The organism is Sphingomonas rubra (assembly GCF_900115745.1).
Classification (GTDB): Bacteria; Pseudomonadota; Alphaproteobacteria; order Sphingomonadales; family Sphingomonadaceae; genus Sphingomonas; species Sphingomonas rubra.
The window spans coordinates 70,325-93,646 of sequence record NZ_FOXP01000003.1; the positions used below are offsets into that span (position 1 = coordinate 70,325).

At 69.8% G+C, this 23,322-nt stretch carries 18 protein-coding genes; 13 read left to right on the forward strand and 5 right to left on the reverse strand.

The features are described from left to right. Both BM145_RS04760 and BM145_RS04765 read right to left on the reverse strand, forming a co-directional pair. Positions 1–207 carry a hypothetical protein gene (locus BM145_RS04760; RefSeq protein WP_093331981.1) on the reverse strand — a complete coding sequence of 69 codons (207 nt, stop codon included), beginning with the start codon at positions 205–207 and terminating at the stop codon, positions 1–3. A gap of 23 nt (positions 208–230) precedes the next feature. Further along, a complete protein-coding gene (locus BM145_RS04765; RefSeq protein ID WP_093331984.1) occupies positions 231–1,823 on the reverse strand; it encodes an isocitrate lyase in 1,593 nt (530 codons plus the stop codon). A gap of 134 nt (positions 1,824–1,957) precedes the next feature. On the opposite strand from BM145_RS04765, the gene BM145_RS04770 reads away from it, so the two are divergent. Continuing rightward, positions 1,958–3,358 carry a helix-turn-helix domain-containing protein gene (locus tag BM145_RS04770; protein WP_093331986.1) on the forward strand — a complete coding sequence of 467 codons (1,401 nt, stop codon included), beginning with the start codon at positions 1,958–1,960 and terminating at the stop codon, positions 3,356–3,358. A gap of 142 nt (positions 3,359–3,500) precedes the next feature. Here the strand turns inward: BM145_RS04770 and BM145_RS04775 are convergent, their stop codons facing one another. Further along, on the reverse strand, positions 3,501–3,797 hold the full coding sequence (locus BM145_RS04775; RefSeq protein WP_093331989.1) for a sel1 repeat family protein: 297 nt from the start codon (positions 3,795–3,797) through the stop codon (positions 3,501–3,503). A gap of 64 nt (positions 3,798–3,861) precedes the next feature. Further along, complete coding sequence (panC, locus tag BM145_RS04780) at positions 3,862–4,719, reverse strand: pantoate--beta-alanine ligase (protein ID WP_093331991.1); 858 nt, start codon at positions 4,717–4,719, stop codon at positions 3,862–3,864. 70 nt (positions 4,720–4,789) lie between these two features. On the opposite strand from panC, the gene BM145_RS04785 reads away from it, so the two are divergent. Genes BM145_RS04785 through BM145_RS04800 form a run of 4 tightly spaced genes read left to right on the forward strand, consistent with a single transcriptional unit; the run spans position 4,790 to position 8,001 of the window. After that, positions 4,790–5,581, forward strand: coding sequence for a division plane positioning ATPase MipZ (locus tag BM145_RS04785; protein WP_093331993.1), 792 nt, complete (start codon positions 4,790–4,792; stop codon positions 5,579–5,581). Continuing rightward, positions 5,578–5,841 (forward strand): molecular chaperone DnaJ, encoded by a 264-nt coding sequence (locus BM145_RS04790; protein ID WP_093331996.1) that lies wholly within the window; start codon positions 5,578–5,580, stop codon positions 5,839–5,841. Before BM145_RS04785 ends, BM145_RS04790 begins: the two co-directional genes overlap by 4 nt. Continuing rightward, positions 5,838–7,202: a phosphoglucomutase/phosphomannomutase PgmG gene (gene pgmG, locus BM145_RS04795; RefSeq protein WP_093331998.1), complete on the forward strand. Its 1,365-nt coding sequence runs from the start codon at positions 5,838–5,840 to the stop codon at positions 7,200–7,202. The genes BM145_RS04790 and pgmG overlap by 4 nt, the downstream gene beginning before the upstream one ends. Before the next feature lie 37 nt (positions 7,203–7,239). Next, a complete protein-coding gene (locus BM145_RS04800; RefSeq protein WP_093332399.1) occupies positions 7,240–8,001 on the forward strand; it encodes an exonuclease domain-containing protein in 762 nt (253 codons plus the stop codon). 36 nt (positions 8,002–8,037) lie between these two features. Here BM145_RS04800 and BM145_RS04805 read toward each other — a convergent pair whose 3' ends face one another. Then, positions 8,038–8,892, reverse strand: a complete 855-nt coding sequence (locus BM145_RS04805; RefSeq protein WP_093332001.1) for a PEP-CTERM sorting domain-containing protein — start codon at positions 8,890–8,892, stop codon at positions 8,038–8,040. A gap of 67 nt (positions 8,893–8,959) precedes the next feature. Here BM145_RS04805 and BM145_RS04810 point away from each other — a divergent pair, with 67 nt between their 5' ends. From BM145_RS04810 to treY, 8 genes are all read left to right on the forward strand, one after another. After that, positions 8,960–9,325: a DUF4440 domain-containing protein gene (locus BM145_RS04810; protein ID WP_093332004.1), complete on the forward strand. Its 366-nt coding sequence runs from the start codon at positions 8,960–8,962 to the stop codon at positions 9,323–9,325. A gap of 106 nt (positions 9,326–9,431) precedes the next feature. Continuing rightward, on the forward strand, positions 9,432–9,755 hold the full coding sequence (locus tag BM145_RS04815) for a DUF2934 domain-containing protein (protein WP_093332007.1): 324 nt from the start codon (positions 9,432–9,434) through the stop codon (positions 9,753–9,755). An 8-nt stretch (positions 9,756–9,763) separates the two neighbouring features. Next, positions 9,764–11,788, forward strand: coding sequence for an alpha-1,4-glucan--maltose-1-phosphate maltosyltransferase (locus BM145_RS04820; protein WP_093332011.1), 2,025 nt, complete (start codon positions 9,764–9,766; stop codon positions 11,786–11,788). After that, the gene (gene treS / locus BM145_RS04825; RefSeq protein ID WP_218149611.1) at positions 11,785–15,033 is read left to right on the forward strand and encodes a maltose alpha-D-glucosyltransferase; all 3,249 of its coding nucleotides are present in this window, start codon (positions 11,785–11,787) and stop codon (positions 15,031–15,033) included. The genes BM145_RS04820 and treS overlap by 4 nt, the downstream gene beginning before the upstream one ends. A 177-nt stretch (positions 15,034–15,210) precedes the next feature. Continuing rightward, positions 15,211–17,316, forward strand: coding sequence for a glycogen debranching protein GlgX (glgX, locus tag BM145_RS04830; RefSeq protein WP_093332013.1), 2,106 nt, complete (start codon positions 15,211–15,213; stop codon positions 17,314–17,316). Further along, positions 17,313–19,013: a malto-oligosyltrehalose trehalohydrolase gene (treZ, locus tag BM145_RS04835; protein WP_093332017.1), complete on the forward strand. Its 1,701-nt coding sequence runs from the start codon at positions 17,313–17,315 to the stop codon at positions 19,011–19,013. Before glgX ends, treZ begins: the two co-directional genes overlap by 4 nt. Continuing rightward, complete coding sequence (malQ, locus tag BM145_RS04840; protein ID WP_093332020.1) at positions 19,010–20,950, forward strand: 4-alpha-glucanotransferase; 1,941 nt, start codon at positions 19,010–19,012, stop codon at positions 20,948–20,950. The genes treZ and malQ overlap by 4 nt, the downstream gene beginning before the upstream one ends. Continuing rightward, positions 20,947–23,304: a malto-oligosyltrehalose synthase gene (gene treY / locus BM145_RS04845; protein WP_093332022.1), complete on the forward strand. Its 2,358-nt coding sequence runs from the start codon at positions 20,947–20,949 to the stop codon at positions 23,302–23,304. The genes malQ and treY overlap by 4 nt, the downstream gene beginning before the upstream one ends. Positions 23,305–23,322: the final 18 nt, after the last annotated feature.

The following is a 23,322-nucleotide window of genomic DNA, read 5'->3' on the forward strand; positions in this document are numbered from 1 at the left end:
TCAGCCGAGCCGACCGAGGCGGTGGTATAGATTGCTGTACTGGACCGACGCCGGATCGTCCTCGATCGTGCGGAGATGCGTCAGGACGGCGGTGCGCAGCAGCGCGAAGTCGGCGGTGGAGAAGATCGGCCGCGCCGCGGCGGGGCTGCCGCGCTTCAGGCCGTCGGTCGCGGTATCGGCGGGGCGGGTCTGGGTGTCGATGGTCATGATGCTCTCTCCTCCAAATGGGTTCAGGCGAACTGGTTCATCGTGTTGTGGACGCCGCCGGCCTTCAGCGCGGCCTCGCCGGCGAAATATTCCTTGTGGTCGTCGCCTAGGTCCGAGCCCGACATGTTCTGGTGACGGACGCAGGCGATCCCCTCCCGGATCTCCTTCCTTTGCACGTCGCGGACGTAGCCGAGCATCCCGGCCTCGCCGAAATACTCGCGTGCCAGATTGTCGGTCGACAAGGCCGCCGTGTGATAGGTCGGCAGCGTAATGAGATGGTGGAAGATGCCGGCACGCGCCGCCGCGTCGCGCTGAAAGGTGCGGATACGCTCGTCGGCCTCCGCCGCCAGTTCGGTCGTGTCGTAAATGACGCTCATCAGCGCATCCCGGTCGTACGCCGCCACGTCACGACCCGCTTGGCGCCACGCGTCGAACACCTGCTGGCGGAAATTGAGCGTCCAGTTGAACGACGGCGAGTTGTTGTAGACCAGCTTGGCGTTCGGGATCACCGCGCGGATGCGGTCGACCATCGACGCGATCTGCTCGATATGCGGCTTCTCCGTCTCGATCCACAGCAGGTCGGCGCCGTTCTCCAGCGAGGTAATGCAGTCTAGGACGCAGCGGTCGGCGCCGGTGCCGGGGGCGAACTGGTACAGGTTGGACGGTAGCCGCTTGGGCCGCATCAGCCTGCCGTCGCGCTCGATCACCACGTCGCCGCGCAGGGAAGACAGGTCGGTCACCTCCTCGCAGTCGAGGAAGGCGTTGTACCGGTCGCCGAGATCACCCGCCTCGCGGCTATAGGCGATCTGCTTGGTCAGGCCCGCACCCAATGAGTCGGTGCGCGCGACGACGATGCCGTCCTCGACCCCGAGTTCCAGGAAGGCGTAGCGGCAGGCGCGGATCTTCGCCAGGAAGTCCTCGTGCGGCACGGTGACCTTGCCGTCCTGATGGCCGCACTGCTTCTCGTCGCTGACCTGATTCTCGATCTGGAGCGCGCAGGCGCCCGCCTCGATCATCTTCCTGGCGAGCAGGTAGGTCGCCTCGGCATTGCCGAAGCCCGCGTCGATGTCGGCGATGATCGGCACGACGTGCGTCTCATATCCGTCGATCGCGTCGGTCAGTTCCTGCTCCCGGGCCGAGTCGCCGGCCCCGCGCGCCTCATCGAGGTCGCGGAACATCATACCCAGCTCGCGCGCGTCGGCCTGGCGGAGGAAGGTGTAGAGTTCCTCGATCAGCGCGGGCACGCTCGTCTTCTCGTGCATCGACTGGTCGGGCAGCGGCCCGAACTCGGAGCGGAGCGCAGCGATCATCCAGCCCGACAGGTACAGATACCGGCCCTTGGTGGTGCCGAAATGCTTCTTCACCGCGATCATCTTCTGCTGGCCGATAAAGCCGTGCCAACAGCCAAGCGACTGCGTGTAAGCAGCCGGATCGGCGTCGTAGGCGGTCATGTCGGCGCGGATGATCTTGGCGGTGTGGCGTGCGATGTCTACTCCGGTGCGGAAACGGTTCTGGAGGCGCATGCGAGCGACCGCCTCGCTGTCGATCGCCGACCAGGGCGCGCCCGCCCGGCGGATCGTGGCGGCGGCGTCGGACAGCTGTTGTGCGTAGCTCATGTCGATGGTTCCCGTGATGCTGGCACCGGGATAGGTCCGCGTCCGCGCTGCCCGGAAGTGCCCGCACCGTCGAACTGTGGATATTGACAGGTATCCGCTGTAAAGCTGTCGAGCTTTTACAAAGGTAATTGTCGATGGCGATGGAGCGCAGCGTGTACATGGGCCCTCGCCTGCGTCGCCTGCGTCGCGACCTTGGCCTCACGCAGCCGGGCATGGCCGCCGACCTCGACATCTCGGTATCCTACGTGTCGCTGCTGGAGAGCAACCAGCGACCGCTGACCGCCGATCTGCTGCTGCGGCTGGCGCGGACCTACAAGATCGACGTGGCGGATTTCGCGGGCGACGGCGGGGTGGAATATACCGCCCGGCTCCAGGCGGCACTACGCGACCCGCTGTTCGCCGACATCGACCTGCCCGCGCTCCAGGCCGCGGACGTGGCGACCAACTACCCCGGCATGACGGAGGCGTTCCTGCGCCTCCACGCCGCATACGGCCAGGAACAGGCGGCGCTCGCCGATCGCCAGGCGCGCGTGGGTCAGGAGGGCGGCGCGATCGACGCGGTCGCCGATGCGCGCCGCTTTCTCAGCCACCATCGCAACAGCTTCCCCTCGCTCGACGACGCGGGCGAGCGGCTCGCCGACGCGATCGGCGATGCAGGGAGCGGGGGCGGCATGGCGGCGTACATCACCGCGCGCTTCGGCCTGCGCGTCCGGCCGCTGCCGTCGGACGTGATGGCGGGGATGGTCCGCCGCTACGATCCGCATCACCGTGCCGTCTTCCTGGACGAGTCACTCGATCACGCGAGTCGGCAGTTCCAGATGGCGCTCCAGATCGTCTATCTGCAGCTCGGCCGCGATCTCGACCGGGTGCTGGCGGAGGGCGAGTTCGCGAGCGACGACGGCCGCCGGCTCGGCCGCCGCGCGCTCGCCAATTATGCCGCGGGGGCGATCGTCATGCCCTATGCCGCGATCGCCAGGGCGGCGGAGGACAAGCGCTACGACGTGGAGGCGCTCGGCCGGCAATTCGGTGCGAGTTTCGAGCAGGTCGCCCATCGCCTCACCAGCCTCCAGAAGCCGGGGCACGAGCGGGTGCCGTTCTTCTTCATCCGCGTCGACCAGGCGGGCAACGTGTCGAAGCGGCTCGACGGCGCCGGCTTCCCCTTCGCCGGGCACGGCGGCGGATGCCCCTTGTGGTCGGTTCACCACGTGTTCCGCAGGCCGGGCGAGGTGGTGACGCAGTGGCTGGAATTGCCCGACGGCCAGCGCTTCTTCTCGATCGCGCGCAGGGTGGTCGCGGGCGGCGGCGGCGCCGGCCTGCCGCGGGTCGAGCGCGCGGTGGCGCTGGGCTGCGCGGCCGAGCACGCCGAGCGGCTGGTTTACGCGAGCGAGGCGCCGGTGTTCACGCCGATCGGCATCGCCTGCAATTTGTGCCAGCGCGACCGCTGCACCGCCCGCGCGGTGCCGCCGATCGGGCGGCCGATCCTGCCGGACGACGTTCATCGCCGCACGGCGCCGTTCGGGTTCGCGGATAGTTGAAGATGGCTTCTTCTTCGTCACCCCGGACTTGATCCGGGGTCCATGGCTCCACACTCTCGCCGGCCGATTGTCTCGCGGCACGATGGACCCCGGATCAAGTCCGGGGTGACGGATGTGAGGCGGATGCAGTCTACCGAGAAGGTTACGCCGCCCGGCGCTGCGCCTGTCCGAGCCACGCGCGTGCGGCGGCCTGGGCGCAGGCGATCTCGCGCGGGGACATGTCCACGGCGACTTCGGAGCGCGCGTCCTGCGCCTCGACGAAGCCGCGCACGGCGGCGAGATTGAACCATTTGTGCGCCTCGATCAGGTCGATCGCCACGCCGGCGGTGCCGGTCTGGTAGCAGATGCCGAGATCGTACAGCGCGGCGGTGTCGCCGCGGGCGGCATCCGCCAGCCGGTTATCGATCAGGAACGGCGCGTTGGTGATAGTGGTGCCCATGACAATCCCCATTGTTCATGAGGATGTGTCTGAACCGAGTCGCGTCACCAAATGGTTAACGCAGTTAACCTCGTTCGATAGGCACGTTGTCGATCAGCCGCGTCGTCCCCATCCGGGCCGCCGCGAGCAGCCGGCGCGGACGATCGGCGGCGGGGTTGGGCACCAGCGTCTCCGCGTCCGCCACCGCGACGTAATCGACCTCGAACCCCGCCGCGATCAGCGTCGTGCGCGCGTCCTCCAGCACCGCCGCCGCCTCCTCGCCCCGGCCGATCGCGCGCGCCGCGACGCCGAGCGCGCGCGGCAGGGCCACCGCCTTCGCCCGCTGCTCCTCGTCGAGGTAGATGTTGCGGCTCGACAGCGCGAGCCCGTCGTCGTCGCGCTGCGTCGGCACGCCGACCACCTCCAGGTCCATGTCGAGGTCGGCGACCATTCGCCGGATCACCGCCAGTTGCTGGAAATCCTTCTCGCCGAAATAGGCGGCGTCGGGGCGGACCTGGTTGAACAGCTTGCACACCACCGTGGCGACGCCGTCGAAATGGCCCGGTCGCGCCGCGCCGTCGAGATGGTCGGTGATGCCCGCCACGCTCACCGTCGTCGCGAAACCGTCCGGATACATCACCTCGACCGGCGGCATCCACAGCAGGTCGCACCCCGCCTCGGTCAGCAGCCGCGCGTCCGCCGCCTCGCGCCGGGGGTAGCGGGCCAGATCCTCGTTCGGCCCGAACTGCTTCGGATTGACGAAGATCGACGCCACCACGCGCGTACCGGAACGCCGCGCCGCCTCCACCAGCGCCAGGTGCCCGGCGTGGAGCGCACCCATCGTCGGCACCAGCGCGATCCGCGCGCCGCCATTCTGCTCCTTGGCGTCCCGCCATTCGGCCAGCGTTTGCCGCAAGTCGTTCAGATCACGGACGGTACGCAAAGAAAACTCCTCTCGAAACGGCGGGCGCGGGGTTCTATGAAGGGGGTAGCTCCTAATCAATAAGGAAACCATGTTGGCGTCTCCGCACGTTATCGTCTTCGCCAACGAGAAGGGCGGCACCGGCAAGTCGACCACGGCGGTCCACGTCGCCATCGCGCTCGCCGCCAAGGGCGCGGCGGTGTCGTGCATGGACCTCGACCATCGCCAGCGCACCGTCGGCCGCTATCTCGACAACCGGGCGGAGACGATGCGCCGCAAGGGCATCGACCTGCCGATGCCGCGCCACGCCACGCACGACGGCGTCAGCGAGGATTTCTTCGAGGATACGTGGCATGCGCTGGCGGAGGGCGCCGACTTCCTCGTCGTCGACACGCCCGGCCGCGACGACGCCTTCGCGCGCACCGCGGCGACGCTGTCGAACACCCTGGTCACGCCGATGAACGACAGTTTCGTCGATTTCGACCTGATCGGCCAGGTCCATCCCGACACCTATCAGGTCACCCGCCCCTCCTTCTACGCCGAGCTGATCTGGGACGCGAGGAAGCAGCGCGCCCGCGCCGACGGCACCACGATCGACTGGGTCGTGCTGCGCAACCGCCTCCAGCATATCGAGGCGCGCAACATGCGCCGCGTGCAGGACGCGCTCGCCGACCTGTCGAAGCGCGTCGGCTTCCGCATCATTCCGGGTCTCGGCGAGCGGGTGATCTACCGCGAGATGTTTCCGCAGGGGCTGACCATGATCGACGCCAAGCAGTTCGGCGCGATGGGCCTGGGCCATGTCGCCGCTCGGCAGGAATTGCGCGAGATGATGGCCGCGCTCCAGCTGCCCGAAATCGAGCAGCCCACCGGGGTCGCCGCGTGAAGTGGATCGTCGCCGCCCTGCTGATCTGGGCGGCGTGGCATTATCTGAAACCCTCCGGCAAGCGGCGGATGACCGCCGACGAGGCGCGCGCGCGCGAGACGCTGGGCGTGGGGCCGCGCGCCGACGCCGCGGCGATCCGCGCCGCTCACCGGCGGTTGCTGGCGGGCGTCCACCCGGACCGCGGCGGCTCGGCCGAGCTCGCGCGCCGCGTCAACGCCGCGCGCGACCTACTGGTCGGGCGGCGGTCCCCGGACGAGTGAGCCACCGCTTCCACCGCTCGGTGCTTCGCGAGTACGACATTCGCGGCATCGTCGGCCGGACGCTGGGCGAGGACGACGCGGTCGCGGTGGGCCGCGGCTTCGCCACCCGCGTGCGCCAGGCGGGCGGCAGCCGCGTCGCGGTCGGCCGCGACGGGCGCACCACCTCGCCGATGCTGGAGGCGGCGCTGGTCCGCGGGCTGACGGCGGGCGGCGTCGACGCGGTGCGGATCGGCGTCGGCCCCTCGCCGATGCTCTATTATGCCGAGGCCACCCTGGGCGTCGACGGCGGCATCCAGGTGACCGGCAGCCACAATCCGGCCGATCACAACGGCTTCAAGATGGTACTCGGCCACCGCTCCTTCTGGAGCGCCGACATCGCCGGGCTGGCCGCGCTCGGCCCCGCCGGCGACTGGAGCGAGGGCACGGGCGCCGTCACCGACGCCGACGTCCTGCCCGCCTATGTCGAGCGGCTGATGCGCGGCTATGACGGCGGCGCGTTCCGGATCGGCTGGGACTGCGGCAGCGGCGCGGCGGGGCCGGCGGTGGAGGCGCTGTGCGCGCGGCTGCCGGGCGAGCACCACCTGCTCTTCACCACCCCCGACGGCAATTTCCCGCACCACCATCCCGATCCCAGCGACGAGGCGAACCTCGCCGACCTGAAACGGCTGGTCGCGGACGAGCGGCTCGATTTCGGCCTGGCCTTCGACGGCGACGGCGACCGGATCGGCGTGGTCGACGCGCGCGGCCGCGTGCTGTGGGGCGACCAGATCCTGATGCTGCTGGCCGAGCCGCTGCTCGCCGAACTGCCCGGTGCCACGATCATCGCCGACGTCAAGGCGAGCGCCGCGCTGTTCGACCGGGTCGCGGCGCTCGGCGGCCATGCCGTCATGGCGCGCACCGGCCACAGCGCGATCAAGACGCGGATGGTGGAATGCGGCGCGCCGCTCGCCGGCGAAATGTCGGGGCACATCTTCTTCGGCCAGCATTATTACGGCTTCGACGACGCGCTCTACGCCGCCGTGCGGCTGATCCGCGCGGTGCATCTGGCGGGCCGCTCGCTCGCCGAACTGGTCGACGCGATGCCGGTCCTGGTCTCGACGCCCGACCTGCGGATTCCCGTCGACGAGACGCGCAAACTGGCGGTGGTCGAGGAAGTCCGCGCCCGTCTCACGCAGGCGGGCGCGCGGGTCGACGACACCGACGGCGTCCGCGTGACGACCGCCGACGGCTGGTGGCTGCTGCGCTCCTCCAACACGCAGGGCGCGGTGACGGTGCGCGCGGAGGGCAGCGACCAGCCGGCGCTCGACCGGCTGCTCGCCGAGGTGGATGCGGCGCTGGCCGCCAGCGGCGTCCGCCGCTGATCTCGCTTTTGCGGCCGTTCGCCCCCACATGGCGGGGATGCCTGCCCCCCAGCCTTCCATCATCCGCGTCATCGATCTGGAGACCACCGGTAATGCGCCGCCCGCGCACGCCGTGATCGAGATCGGCTGGCAGGACGTGGCCCTCGGCTCCGACGGGCGCTGGGAGCTGCATGGCGAGGGCGGCAACATCATGGTCAATCCCGGCCGCCCGATCCCGCCGATCACCATGGCGATCCACCACATCCGCGACGAGGACGTGGCGGACGCGCGCTGGTGGCATGACGTCGCGCGGCCCGTGCTCGATCCCTGGCCCCGTCGCGTCGCGCTCGCCGCGCATCGTGCCGCGTTCGAGGAACAGTTCTGCACGCCCGCCCTGACCCGCGGTGCCGACTGGATCTGCACGTGGAAATGCGCGCTCAGGCTGTGGCCCGACAGCCCGAGCTTCTCCAACCAGGTGCTGCGCTACTGGCGGAAGCCCGAGGGGATGGTGCACGAGCGCGGCCTGCCGATCCACCGCGCCTTTCCCGACGCCTACGTGACCGCGCACCACCTGCGCGACCAGTTGAACGAGGCGTCGGTCGCGCAGCTGATCCAATGGTCGAACGAGCCCGGCCTGCTGCCGCGCGTCCGCTACGGCCCCGACCGCGGCAAGGAATGGCGCGAGATCGAGGAGGAGAGCCTGGCCGGCTTCCTGACGGATCGCGACCCCGACATCCGCTTCACCGCCGAGACCGAGATGGCGCGGCGCCGGGGCGGCGGCCATGTCGGCCGGCTGACGCCGCAGGAATTGCTGCTGTAGGGGAAAGGCCGTCCCCGCTCCGTCATGCCGGGAAGCCTAACGACCACACCCACCATCGCTCGCCAGCGCCTCCTTCGCCACGCGCTGCAAGGCCGCCGCCCGATCGGGCGACAGGCCCAGATCGGCCGCCGCCTTCTCGTCCCGCCCCAGCGCCGTCGGATCGCGCCCGGTCACCGCGCCGAACACCACCAGCGCCTCCAGGTAATAGCCGGCGGTGCTGCCATGGTAATGATCCCCTCCCCACAAATCGACCTGACCCGCCGCGATTCCGTCATAAGGGTTTGGATCGGCCACGCCGCCGCGGATCGCGCAGGTGAACGCCTCGCCCACCGGCATCACCCGCGCCCGCGCCGCTTCCGCCGCCCTGTCCGCGCCGACGCGCAGGTCGCGCGCCATGCGGTCGATCGGCGTGCCCGACCAGCGGCTGCCCGGCCGATAGACCAGGTCCGGCCGCGACCAGGTCGCGGTCAGCCGCAGGTCGACCCCCGGATTGCGCGCCCGCAACAGCGCCGCCAGCGACTGCGCCGCCGCGATCGTCCGCGCCGGATCGCCCGGCCGGTCGGGGTCGAGCGTGCTGTATTCCTGCAGCACCACATGGTCCCACGCCCGGTCGATCCGGTCGCGGCGCTCCGTCAGGTGCCAGGCCAGGCTCCTGCCCGGCGCCGTTTCCAGCGACACGCGATAATCCAGCCCCGCCTGCTCGGCGAAACGCGCGAACAGCGCGGGGACGCCGCCCACCCCCTCGCCGTTCAGGTCGGCGACGCTGCCCGGCCGATAATCCTGCACTGCCGAGGTCGCGCCGAAGGTGAAGCTGTTGCCGACGAACAGGATCGTCTCCGCCGCGGCGGGCGAGCCGAGCAGGGCGGCGGCGAGGAGCAGCATCCGGATCATCGCGGACTTGTAGCACGGAACGTTCGCCCCCGCTCCGGCGCTTGGCACGGTGAAGAGGAGATCGATGATGGACGACGCACGCGTATGGGCATTCGAGGGCAGCCTGTGGGATGCCAGCGACGAACATTATCAGGAGCGGATCGACGACGAGATCGTCATGGTCCTCCCCCGCCCGCCCTACGTCTTCCAGGGCCAGGAGGCGAAGGACGCGGTGAAGCAGACGCCCGACTGGGACTCGGTCGATCTGTCGGACAAGCGCGTGTCGCGTCCGCAGGAAGGGCTGATCGTCGTCGCCTACACCGCGACTTGCGCCAAGGGCGACGAGAAGTACGAGGCACATTGCACCTCGACGCTCCGGATGCGCGGCCATGACGACTGGCTGGTCGTCCAGCACCAGCAGACGCCGCCCCTGACCGCCGCCGTCGAGAAATAGGCATATTCTGCGCTCGCGTTGCGTGGAGCAAAGCGGCGCGGCATGAAACCTCCGGGCGTGGCCGGAGGTTTCCCCTACGTCGCATCGCAACAGGAGGGAGAGTGCCATGACCGATGATCGCAACGACCGCGTCCGTCGCCGCGCCTACGAAATGTGGGAGCAGCAGGGCGGGGAACATGGTCGTCACGAGGATCATTGGCACAGCGCCAGCGCCGAGATCGACGCTGCGACCCAGGCGGAGGAAGCGTCCACCGCCGCGCCCGACGGCACGACGCTGACCTCCCCGGCCACCGACGAACCCGCCGGCGGAGATGCAGCATCAGCCGCGTCGCCCGAGGAGAAACCCGCGCGCAAGCGGGCGGCGCCCAAGGCGGCCGCCAAGACGTCCCCTGCCGAGAAGGCCCCGGCCAAGCCGCGCAAGGCCAAGTAAGGAACATCATGGTCGACGCTTTCCTCGCCGCCCCCTCCGCGCGGCGCACCGCGGCGGTGCTCGCCCCCGCGCCGGTCCCCGCCGAAGAGTTCGCCACGATCAACCCGCGGCTGGTGGTCGAGGAGGTGTCCCCCACCGTCAACGGTGGCGACTTCGCGGTTAAGCGCATCGTCGGCGAGGTCGTCCATGTCGAGGCGACGGTGTTCACCGACGGGCACGAGCAGCTCGCCGCCGAACTGCTGTGGCGCCCGGTCGACGAGACCGAATGGCGCCGCCAGCCGATGACCGCGCTGCCGACCGACGTGTGGGAGGCCGACTTCGTTCCCGATCGGCTCGGCCGGCACGAGTTCCTGGTCGAAGGCTGGCTAGACCTGTGGGGTGGGTTCCGCCGCGATTTCCGCAAGAAGCTGGACGCCGGGGTCGCGCTCGCGGTGGACGCGACGGAGGGACGCCAGTTCGTCGAGGCCGCCGCCGCGCGCGCGTCCGGCGACCTGGCGACGCGGCTCGGCGACTGGCACGCGCGCGTCGAGGCGAACGCCGACGACCACCGGCTGCTTCTCGACGACGATCTGGCGGCGCTGATGGCCGAGGCGGACGATCGTCCCTTCGCACTCCGCTCCCCCCGCCAACTGCTCGATGCCGAGCGGATCGCGGCGCGCTTCTCCTCCTGGTACGAACTGTTCCCCCGCTCGATCACCGACGACGCGCAGCGGCACGGCACCTTCGACGACGTGATCGGCCGGCTACCGCAGATCCGCGACATGGGCTTCGACACGCTCTACTTTCCGCCCATCCACCCGATCGGCCGCACCAACCGCAAGGGGCCGAACAACACGCTGACCGCCGGCGAGGGCGACCCCGGCAGCCCCTACGCGATCGGATCGAAGGACGGCGGCCACGACGCGGTCCATCCCGAACTCGGCGGCTTCGAGGCGTTCGGCCGGCTGGTGAAGGCGGCGCGCGAGCACGGGCTGGAGATCGCGCTCGACTTCGCCATCCAGGCGTCCCCCGACCATCCCTGGCTGACCGAGCACCCGGGATGGTTCGCGTGGCGGCCTGACGGGTCGATGAAATACGCCGAGAACCCGCCCAAGAAGTACCAGGACATCGTCAACGTCGACTTCTACGGCCCCGACGCGGTGCCGGGCCTGTGGGTGGCGTTGCGCGACGTCATCCTCACCTGGATCGATCACGGCGTGAAGGTCTTCCGCGTCGACAATCCGCACACCAAGCCGCTGCCCTTCTGGGAGTGGATGATCGCCGACGTGCGCGCGAAACATCCCGACGCGATCTTCCTGGCGGAGGCGTTCACCCGGCCGACGATGATGTACCGGCTCGGCAAGATCGGCTTCTCGCAGAGCTACACCTATTTCACCTGGCGCGACACCAAGGCGGAGCTGACCGACTATATCGAGGAACTGACGACGGAGGCGCCGCGCGAATTCTACCGCCCGCACTTCTTCGTCAACACGCCCGACATCAATCCGATCTTCCTCCAGACATCCGGCCGCCCCGGCTTCCGCATCCGTGCCGTCCTCGCGGCGACGCTGTCGGGCCTGTTCGGCGTCTATTCCGGCTTCGAGCTGTGCGAGGCCGCCGCCATTCCGGGCAAGGAAGAATATTACGACAGCGAGAAGTACATCGTGAAGCCGCGTGACTGGAACGCGCCCGGCAACATCATCCTCGACATCGCCATGCTCAACCGCATCCGGCGGCAATATCCCGCGCTCCAGACGCACCTCAACACGCGCTTCTTCGTGGCGGAGGACGACAACATCATCTGGTACGGCAAGCCCGATCCCGACGGCCGCGGCATCATCTGCGTGATGGTCAACATGGACCCGCACCATGGCCACGAATGTGGCTTCCACGTGCCGCTATGGGAACTCGGCCTGCCCGACGACGCCACCGTCCAAGTCGAGGACTTGGCCGAGGGCTATCGCTTCCAGTGGCACGGCCGCGACCAGTGGATCAGGATTGAGCCCGACCAACCCTATCGCATCTGGCGCCTGACGCCTGGAGGAGCCGCGTGAGCGCGACCAGCATGGACGAAATCACCGGCAACCACGACGGCGAGCCCATCACCGACACCGATGCGGGGCAACCCGACCAGAACCCGCTCTGGTACAAGGACGCGGTGATCTACCAGGTCCACGTCAAGTCGTTCTACGATTCGAACAACGACGGCATCGGCGACTTCAAGGGCCTGCTCCAGAAGCTCGACTATATCGCCGATCTGGGCGTCACCTGCATCTGGCTGCTGCCCTTCTACCCCTCGCCCCGCCGCGACGACGGCTACGACATCGCCGAGTATGAAGGCGTGTCGCCCGATTACGGCACGATGGAGGACGCGCGCGCCTTCATCGCCGCGGCGCACGAGCGGGGCATCCGCGTCATCTTCGAACTCGTCATCAACCACACGTCGGACCAGCATCCCTGGTTCCAGGCGGCGCGCAAGGCCCCCCCCGGCTCGCCCGAGCGCGACTTCTACGTCTGGTCGGACGACGACAAGCTCTATTCCGGCACGCGCATCATCTTCCTCGACACCGAGAAGTCGAACTGGACGTGGGACGAGGAGGCGGGCGCCTATTTCTGGCACCGCTTCTACAGCCACCAGCCCGACCTCAATTTCGACAACCCGGCGGTGCTGGCCGAGGTGCTGCGGGTCATGCACTTCTGGCTCGACATGGGCGTGGACGGCCTCCGGCTCGACGCGATCCCCTATCTGATCGAGCGCGACGGCACCTCCAACGAGAACCTGACCGAGACCCACCAGGTCCTCCAGAAGATCCGCGCCGACCTCGACGCGCATTATCCCGACCGGATGCTGCTCGCCGAGGCAAATATGTGGCCGGAGGACACGCAGCAATATTTCGGTGGCGAAGGCGTCGGCGACGGTGGCCCCGAGTGCCACATGGCGTTCCACTTCCCCTTGATGCCGCGCATGTACATGGCGGTCGCGCAGGAGGATCGCTTCCCGATCACCGACATCATGCGCCAGACGCCCGACATTCCGCCGGAGAACCAGTGGGCGATCTTCCTGCGCAACCATGACGAGTTGACGCTCGAGATGGTCACCGATGCCGAGCGCGACTATCTCTGGAACACCTACGCCGCCGACCGGCGCGCCCGCATCAACCTGGGCATCCGTCGTCGCCTGGCACCCCTGATGCAGCGCGATCGCCGTCGTGTCGAGCTGATGAACGCGCTGCTGCTGACGATGCCCGGCACCCCCGTCCTCTATTACGGCGACGAGATCGGGATGGGCGACAACATCCATCTCGGCGACCGCGACGGCGTCCGCACGCCGATGCAATGGTCGCCCGACCGCAACGGCGGGTTCAGCCGCTGCGATCCGCCCGAGCTGACGCTGCCCGTGATCCAGGACCCGCTCTACGGCTACGAGGCGGTCAACGTGGAGACGCAGGAGCGCGACCAGCACTCGCTGCTGAACGCCGTCAAGCGCATGCTCGCCGTCCGTCGCGAACACCCCGCCTTCGGTCGCGGCAGCCAGCGCTTCCTGCGCCCCGCCAACCGCAAGATCCTCGCCTATCTGCGCGAACAGGGTGAGGACACGATCCTGTGCGTCTTCAACCTGTCGCGCACGGCGCAGGCCGTCGAACTCGAACTTCCCGAATTCGACGGCCGCACGCCGATCGAGCTGACCGGCGGCACCCCCTTCCCGGCGATCGGCGCGTCCCCCTATGTGCTGACGCTGCCGCCCTACGGCTTTCTCTGGTTCGCGCTGTCGACCCAGGCCGACGCGCCGAGCTGGGCGACGCCGCCGACTGCGCTGGAGGCCGATCGCTACACCTTCGTCCTGCGTCCCGATTTCGCCGACATCGCGGTCGGCTCGAACCGGTCGGTGCTGGAGCGCGACGTGCTGCCCGCCTATGTCGCGCAGCGCCGCTGGTTCGGCGCCAAGGACGAGGGTGTCGAGAGCGTCAGCCTGCTCCGGCTGGACCCGCTGCCCGGCGTCGACGACCTGCTCCTCACCGAGATCGAGGTCGCGACCGATGCGGGCACCTACCGCTACGCGCTGCCGCTCGGCATCGCCTGGGAGGGCGACGCGCAGAGCCGCTTCGCCGGCGGCCTCGCGCTCGCCCGCGTCCGCCGCGGCCGCCAGGTCGGCCTGCTTACCGACGGCTTCGCGGTGCCCGACTTCGCACGCTCGGTGATCGCCGCGATGCACGGCAACGTCACGGCGGGCGACGGCGACGCCGCCCTCGCCTTCTCGTCCGACGGTCTCGACATCGAGGCCGATGCCGAACTGGAATGGCTGACCGCGGAACAGTCGAACAGCTCGATGATCCTCGGCCAGTCGGTCGTCCTCAAGCTCCTCCGCAAGCTGGAGGCGGGCATCCACCCGGACGCCGAGATGGTCCGCCACCTCGTCGCCGGCGGGTTCGAGGCGGTGCCCCCGGTGCTCGGCGAGGTGCGCCGGATCGCCGACGACACGCTGGTGATGCTGGCGCAGCGCTTCGTCCACAACCAGGGCGACGCGTGGAGCTGGACGCTTGCCGCGCTCGACCGGATGGCGACCAACGAGGAGGGGACGTTCGCCAACTACGCGCACTTCGCCGAGACGCTGGGGCGGCGCCTCGCCGAGATGCACGCCGTGCTGGCGGCGCCCACCGACGACGCGGCGTTCGCGCCCGAGACGATGGACGCCGACGCGGCCACCCGCCTCGCCGCCGACGTGCGCGGCGACGTCGACCGTGCGCTGCGTCACCTGGACGGGATCGAGGGGGAGGCGGCCGAGTGGCTCGCCGCGCACGGCGATGCCGTCGCCGCACGGATCGACGCGGTCGCCGCCGCCGCGACGGGCGAGCGCATCACGCGTATCCACGGCGATCTCCACCTGGGGCAGGTGCTCGTCACCGGCGGGGACGTGATGCTGATCGATTTCGAGGGCCAGCCCGCGAAACCGCTCGCCGAACGCCGCGCCAAGGATTTGCCGCTGCGCGACGTCGCCGGCATCCTGCGCTCGTTCGACTACGCCACCGCCGTCGCCGACCGCGCCCGCCCGCCCGGCCCGGATACGGAGGCCCTGCGCGCCGAGCGCCGCTACCTGCGCTTCTGCACCGACGCGCGCGCCACCTTCCTCGACGCGTACCGCGCGGCGAGCGACACGGAGGTATCGCCCGAGCTGCTCGACCTGCTCCTCGTCGCCAAGGCGGCGTACGAGGTCGGCTACGAGGCGGCCAACCGCCCCGACTGGATCGAGGTGCCCGTGGACGGCCTCTACCGCGCGGCCAAGAGGTTGGTGGGGGAATGATCGTCACGCCGGGCTCGTCCCGGCATCCAGGGTAACGAGACGCATCTCCCGTAACTCTGGATGCCGGGACGAGCCCGGCATGACGTGCATTGCATACGCATGCATTCCCGTCCGATCCGGGAACATCGCAGGCCGCGCCCGGTTCATCTCCCCGCAACCAACGGGGCTCTCCACCACATGTCACTTCCCGACCGGCTCGAAGCCGGCTCGCCTTATCCGCTCGGCGCGACCTGCGTGGGCGAGGGCGTCAACTTCGCCGTCTTCTCCGCCAATGCCGAGAAGATCGAGCTGTGCGTCTTCGACAGCCAGGGCAAGCGCGAACTGAAGCGCTATCCGCTGACCGAGTGGACCGACGAGGTCTGGCACGGTTACCTGCCCGATGCCGGTCCCGGCCTGGTCTATGGCTACCGCGCCTACGGCCCCTACGAGCCCGAGCAGGGCCACCGCTTCAACCCCAACAAGCTGCTGCTCGACCCCTATGCCAGGAAGCTCGTCGGCCAGATCAAATGGTCCGACGCGCTGCACGGCTACAAGGTCAAGGACCGCCGCGAGGATCTGAGCTTCGACAAGCGCGACTCCGCGCCCGCGATGCCCAAGGCGATGGTGGTCGACGATCATTTCGACTGGTCGGGTGACCGCCGCCCCAACACCGCCTGGTCCGACACCGTCGTCTACGAGGCACACGTCAAGGGCCTGACCAAGCTGTTCGAGCTGGTGCCCCCGCAGGAGCGCGGCACCTACAAGGCGCTCGGTCACCCCAAGGTCATCGATCACCTGAAGCGCCTGGGCGTCACCGCGCTGGAGCTGATGCCGATCCACGCCTTCACGCAGGACCGTTTCCTGACCGAGAAGGGCCTCGCCAATTACTGGGGCTACAACACCCTCGCCTTCTTCGCGCCCGAGCAGCGCTATTTCGCGACCGACAGCCAGGACGAGCTGCGCCGCGCGGTGCGGAAACTGCATGCCGCCGGGATCGAGGTGATCCTCGACGTCGTCTACAACCACACGTGCGAGGGATCGGAGAAGGGCCCGACGCTGTCGTGGCGTGGCCTCGACAACGCGACCTACTATCGCAGCGTGCAGGACAATGCGCGCTACTCGATCAACGACACCGGCACCGGCAACACGCTCAACACCGACAAGGCGCGCGTCATCCAGATGATCGCCGACTCGCTGCGCTACTGGGCGACGAGCTACGGCGTCGACGGCTTCCGCTTCGACCTCGGCCTGACGCTCGGCCGGACGGCGGAGGGGTTCGACCCCGGCCACGCCTTCTTCGACGTGCTGCGCCAGGACCCCGTTCTCGGCCGCCTCAAGCTGTCGACCGAGCCGTGGGACATCGGCCCCGGCGGCTACCAGCTCGGCAACTTCCCGCCCGGCTTCGCCGAGTGGAACGACAAGTACCGCGACACCGTGCGCAAGTTCTGGCGCGGCGACCCGTCGCAGCGCGGCGACCTTGCCGCCCGCCTGTCGGGATCGGGCGACCTGTTCGACCGGCGCGCGCGGCGTCCGTGGGCCAGCGTCAACCTGCTCGCCGCGCATGACGGCTTCACGCTGGCCGACACCGTCGCCTACGAGGAGCGCCACAACGAGGCGAACAAGGAGGACAATCGCGACGGCCACTCGGAGAATTACTCGCGCAACTGGGGCGTCGAGGGCGAGACCGACGATGAGGGCATCCTTGCGACCCGCGCCACCGTTGCGCGGTCCATGCTGACGACGCTGTTCACCTCGCTCGGCACGCCGATGCTGGTCGCAGGCGACGAGTTCGGCCGCAGCCAGGGCGGCAACAACAACGCCTATTGCCACGACGACGCGATCAGCTGGCTCGACTGGTCGAAGATGGACACGCCGGAAGGCAAGTCGCTCTTCGCCTTCACCTCGCGCCTGACCGAGCTCCGCCGCCGCTTCCCCGTGCTCCGCTCCAAGTCGTTCCTGTACGGCGACGGCATCGCGGCGCAGTCCGACGTGTCGGTCAACGACATCGAATGGTGGGACGAGCGCGGGCAGCAACTGTCCGGCGACGACTGGAACAATCCGGAGGGCCGCGCCCTGCTGATGCGCCGTGCGAGCACGCTGGAGGATGGCCAGGTCGAGGCGGTGTCGCTGCTCCTCAACGGATCGGACGACGCGATCACCTTTCACCTGCCGCCGCCGCACGCCGCGCGCACGGTGCTGATCGATTCGACCAAGCCCGATCAGGGCGAGGTCGACTTCGACGATGCGTACGAACTCGGCGCGCACGGTGCCGCGCTCGTCGTCTGGCGGGCGGCGGCGGAATGACCGTGCGCTGGGGGCCGGAACGGCATGGGGACACCACGACCTTCCGGTTGTGGGCGCCCGATCGCGATGCGGTGACGCTCGAGATCGACGGCGGCGATCACGTTACCATGACGGCGGGGGATGGCGGCTGGTTCACGGCCGATGCGCCCGCGGGTGCCGGCACCCGTTACCGTTTCCGGCTAGGCGACCTCGCGGTGCCGGACCCGGCCTCCCGCGGGCAAGACGGCGGCGTCAACGGGTGGAGCGTAGTCGTCGACCCCGACGCCTATCAATGGCGTACCGAATGGGACGGCCGCCCATGGGAGTCGATGGTAATCGAGGAGGTCCATGCCGGCCTGCTCGGCGGCTTTACCGGCGTCGCCGACCATCTCCCCCACCTCGTCGACCTGGGCGTCACCGCAATCGAGCTGATGCCGGTCAACGCGTTCGGTGGAACGCGCAACTGGGGCTATGACGGCGTCCTCCCCTACGCGCCGGCCGAGAGCTACGGCACGCCCGACGAGTTGAAGGCGATGGTCGACCGCGCGCACCAACTCGGGATCAGCGTGTTTCTCGACGTCGTCTACAATCATTTCGGCCCGGACGGTAACTATCTCGGCGAATACGCGTCCGCCTTCTTCCACCCGGAGGTGAAGACGCCCTGGGGCGGCGCCGTGGCCGTCGACGAGGAGGCGCCGCGCCGCTTCTTCATCGACAACGCGCTGATGTGGCTGGAGGATTATCGTATCGACGGCCTCCGCTTCGACGCTGTCCACGCGATCGCCAATAACGGCTTCCTCGACGCCATGGCCGCCGAGATCCGCGAGCGGGTCAAGCGCCCCGTCCACCTCGTCCTCGAGAACGAGAAGAACGACGCGGCGCGGCTCGCCGAGGGCAAGTACGACGCGCAGTGGAACGACGATTTCCACAACGTCCTCCACGTCCTGCTGACCGGTGAGACCGACGCCTACTACGCCGACTTCGCCGACCGCCCCGCCGATCGCCTCGCCCGCTGCCTGGCCGAGGGGTTCATCTACCAGGGCGAAGGATCGGCCAATCACGACGGCGAGACGCGGGGCACGCCCTCCGCGCACCTGCCGCCGACCCGCTTCGTGTCGTTCCTCCAGAACCACGACCAGATCGGCAACCGCGCCTTCGGCGAGCGGCTGACGAAGCTCGCCGATCCCGCCAAGCTCGCCGCCGCCACCGTGCTGTGGGCGCTGTCGCCGCAGATCCCGCTCCTGTTCATGGGCGACGCGGCGGGATCGGAGAGCCCGTTCCTGTTCTTCACCGATTTCCACGACGAGCTGGCCGACGCCGTGCGCGAAGGTCGCCGCGGCGAGTTCAAGAAGTTCGCCGCCTTCCAGGACGAGGCGAAGCGCGAGACGATTCCCGATCCCAACGCGAAGAGCACGTTCGACCGGTCGCGGGCCGAGGACGGGCCGGACGCCGACCACTGGCGCGACCTCTACGCCCGCCTTCTCAAGCTTCGTGCCGAGCGCATCGTTCCCGTCCTCGCCGGCGCATCGTCGCTCGGCGCGGAGGCGGTCGGCGACGCCGCGGTGGTCGCGCGCTGGCGGATGGCGGACGGTACGACGCTGACGATCGCGCTCAATCTGAGCGACGAGGCGGTGGCCGCGACCATCCCCGACGGTCCGCTGCTGTTCGCCGCCGGCCGGCCGCTGGCTCCTTCCAGCTGTGCGGTGTGGCTCGCATGACCATGCTCCACGACCTCGCCACCGCCGCGGGGCTCCAGATCGACTGGACCGACGCGAGCGGCCAGGCGAAGCGGGTCGCCGACGACGCGCTCGCCGACGTGCTCGCCGCACTCGGCTACCCCGACGATGGCACGTCGCTCAATCGCCTCCGTGCCGATCAGGCGGCCGCCGCCCGGTCGTTCGTGTCGGGCGAGCAGGGGCAGGCGATCGCACTGCCGGACGGCGGCCGCGGCACGCTGCACCTGGCAGGCGGCGGCGCGGTCGACGTGGACGGTATCGTCCCGCCGCTCGACGAGTTCGGCTATCACCGGCTCGACCTCGGCACGCACGTGATGACCGTGGCGGTGGCGCCGCCGCGCTGCTTCACCGTCGCGGATGCCGCCCCCGGCCGCCGCTCCTGGGGCCCGGCCGTGCAGATTCCTGCCCTGCGCGACACGCGGGCCACCGCCTTCGGCGATTTCACCACCCTCGCCCGCTCGGCGACGGCCCTCGGCGCCGCGGGTGCCGATCTCATCGGGATCAGCCCGGTGCACGCGCTCTTCCCTGCCGATCCCGGCCGCTACAGCCCCTATGCGCCGTCGAGCAGGCTCTTTCTCAACATCCTCTACGCCGACCCTGCATTGGTCGGGCATCCGATCACGGGCGAGGCCGCGCCCGACTTGATCGACTGGGGTGCCGCCATCCCCCAGCGGATCGCCGCCCTGCGCGCCGCGTTCGACGCACGCCCCGACGCCGTCTCGGATGCCGTCGCGCGCTTCGCCGAGCAAGGCGGCGCGGCGTTGCAGCGCCACGCCCGCTTCGACGCGCTGCACGCGCGTTTCTTCTCCCAAGGCGCGCATGGCTGGCAGGACTGGCCCACCGCCTATCGCGATCCCGCCGGCGACGCGGTCGCGCGGTTCGCGCGCGAGCACGCGGACGAGGTCGATTTCTACCTGTTCTGCCAGTGGCTCGCCGATCGTGGTCTGGCGGAGGCGCAATCCGCCGCCAAGGACGCCGGCATGGCGCTCGGCTTGGTCGCCGACCTCGCCGTCGGCATGGACGCGGGCGGCAGCCACGCGTGGAGCCGCCCGCAGGACCTCATCACCGGCCTCTCGGTCGGCGCGCCGCCCGATCTGCTCGGGCCCGCGGGGCAGAATTGGGGCATCACCGGCTTCTCGCCGCTCGGCCTCGCGCGCTCGGCGTTCGAGCCGTTCATCGCCACCATCCGCGCCGCGCTGGCGCACGCGGGCGGCATCCGCATCGATCACGCCATGGGGCTCCAGCGCCTGTGGGTCGTGCCCGACGGCAAGTCGGCCGCGGACGGCGCCTATCTCTCCTACCCGGTCGACGACATGCTCCGCATCCTGGCGATCGAGAGCCAGACCGCCGGCGCGATCGTCATCGGCGAGGATCTAGGCACCGTTCCCGAGGGCTTCCGCCCCAAGCTCGACCAGCGTCACGTCCTCGGCATGCGCGTGATGCCGTTCGAAGCGGACGGCGACCGGCTGAAGCCCCCCGCCGCCTACGACGCTGCCGCCGCGGTGATGACCGGCACGCACGACTTGCCGACGATCGCCGGCTGGTGGCGCGGCCGCGACATCGAGGTGAAGGAGGAAGCGGGCGTCTTCGCCGAGAGCATCGACGACCGCGCCCGCCAGCGCACCGGCTGGTGGCGCAGCTTCGTCGAGGCGGGCGTCGCCACCGGCGACCAGCCCCCACCGGACGATCCCGCTCCCGTGGTCGCCGCCGCGCTCGCCTTTGTCGGCCGAACCCCCTGCGACGTCGCGGTGATCCCGCTGGAGGACATCGCCGGCCTGGTCGAGCAGCCCAACCTGCCCGGCACCACCATCGAACATCCCAATTGGCGCCGCCGCATGCCCGCCGACACCGCCGTCATGCTCGACGACGCGGTGACCGCGGCGAACGTCGCCACGCTCAAGGAAGCCCGTTCCCGATGACCCGCCCTCCCGTTCCGGTCCGCGCCACCTACCGGCTTCAGCTCCACGAGAAGTTCACCTTCGCCGATGCCGAGGCGATCGTCCCCTACCTCGCCGATCTCGGCATCAGTCACGCCTATCTGTCGCCGATCACCACCGCCGCCAGGGGCTCGACCCACGGCTACGACGTGGTCGATCCGACCGCGATCAACCCCGAACTGGGTGGCGAGGAAGGCTTCCGCTCGCTCGTCGCCGCCCTGCGCGCGCGGGACATGGGCGTCGTCATCGACATCGTTCCCAACCATATGGGCGTGGCCGGCGGCGAGAACGCCTGGTGGAACGACGTCCTCGCCCGCGGTCGCGACAGCGAGTTCGCCACCGTGTTCGACATCGACTGGTCGACGCCGATCGTCCTTCCCATCCTCGGCGATCCGCTGCCCAAGGCGCTCGCCGACGGCGCGATCGCGGTCGATGGGGACGAGATCGTCGCCTATGGCGAGCATCGCTTTCCGCTGCGCCCCGAAGACCGCGGCACCACCGACCCGGTCGCCGACTTGCTCGACCGCCAGCATTATCGGCTCGCCTGGTGGCGCACGGCCGACGACGAGCTCAACTGGCGCCGCTTCTTCACCGTCAACGAACTCGCCGGCGTCCGCGTCGGCGATCCGGCGGTGTTCGAGCGCACCCACGCGCTGATCCTGCGCCTGTGGGAGGAGCGGCTGATCGACGGCGTCCGCGTCGACCATGTCGACGGCCTGACCGACCCGGCCGGCTACTGCCGCACCTTGCGCGAGCGGATGGGCCCCAATGCGATCATCTGGATCGAGAAGATCCTGGGCGCCGGCGAGCCGCTCGCCAAGGATTGGGGCGTCGACGGCACCAGCGGCTACGACTTCATGGAGGAAGTGTCCGCCCTCCTCCACGATCCCGCCGGCGAGGCACCGCTCGGCGAGGCTTGGGCAGCGCTGTCCGGCCGTCCCGCCGATTTCGCGCCCGAGGAGTTGCAGGCGCGCCAGGACGAGCTCGCCTGGCAGTTCGAGGGCCAGCTGAAGGGCTGCGTTCGCGCCTTCGTCCGCCTTGCCGAGAGCGATCCCGACAACGTCCTGACGCCCGAGATGCTGCGCCGCGCCGTGCAGCGACTGCTCTGGATCTTCCCCGTCTACCGCACCTACGGCACCGGCGATGGCGCACCGGCGAGCGACGCGGCGATCCGCGCGCTCGCGCGTGAGCGGGTCGCGCCGCTGATCCCGCCGGGCGAGGACTTCGTGGTCGACGCGGTGCTCGCCTGGCTGGCGGGCGAGGGGCCGGGCGAGGCGGCGCTGGCGGCGGAGGCGGTCCGCCGCTTCCAGCAGCTCTCCGCCCCGGTCGCCGCCAAGGGCGTCGAGGACACGGCCTTTTACCGCTACGGCCGCCTTCTCTCGCGCAACGACGTCGGCTTCGACGCCGAGCGCTTCGCGATGACCGCCGACGAGTTCCACGCGCGCATGGCCGCGCGCGCGGCCGACTGGCCGAGGGCGCTGCTCGCCACCGCCACCCACGACCACAAGCGCGGCGAGGACGTGCGCGCGCGGCTGGCGGTGCTGAGCGGCATGGCCGACACGTGGGCAGCGCACGTCGCCCGCTGGAACGACCTCGCCGCGGACGCGCTCGACGGCGTCGATCCGGCGGACGCGTACATGCTCTACCAGACGCTCTACGGCGCCTGGCCGGAAGGCTTGGCGACCGACGATGCCGACGGGCTCGCCGCCTTCGCGGAGCGGGTCAACGCCTGGCAGCAGAAGGCCCTGCGCGAAGGCAAGCTACGCTCTTCCTGGGAAGCACCGCAGGAGGATTATGAAGCACGCTGCGCCGCGCTGACGAAGGCGCTGCTCGATCCCGCCCGCTCCGCCGCCTTCCTGGCCGACCTCGCCGCGCTCCGTGACGAGGCCGCGCCGGCCGCCGAGGCTGCGACGCTCGTCCAGATGGCGCTGCGGCTGACCGTACCGGGCGTGCCCGACACCTATCAGGGCACCGAGTTCGCCGATCTCAGCCTGGTCGATCCCGACAACCGCCGCCCGGTCGACTACGCCGCCCGCGTGAAGGCGCTCGCGGACGGATCGTCGGCCAAGCTCGCGCTGATGGCCGAATTGCTGACGCTCCGCCGCGACCACCCCCAGCTGTTCGCGACCGGCGACTACCGGCCGGTCGCCGCCAACGGCACCCGCGCCGCCGACCTGCTCGCCTTCACCCGCTCCGCGGGCGACGAGCGCCTGTTCGTGGCCGTCGCGCTGCGCGGCGGAGACGATTGGGGAGACACGGCGCTGTCCCTCGATGGCGAAACGATGTCGGCGAGCGCCTTGTTCGCGAACAGCCCGGTGACGACTCGCATCGGCTGATCCACGCGCCCCCCGTGC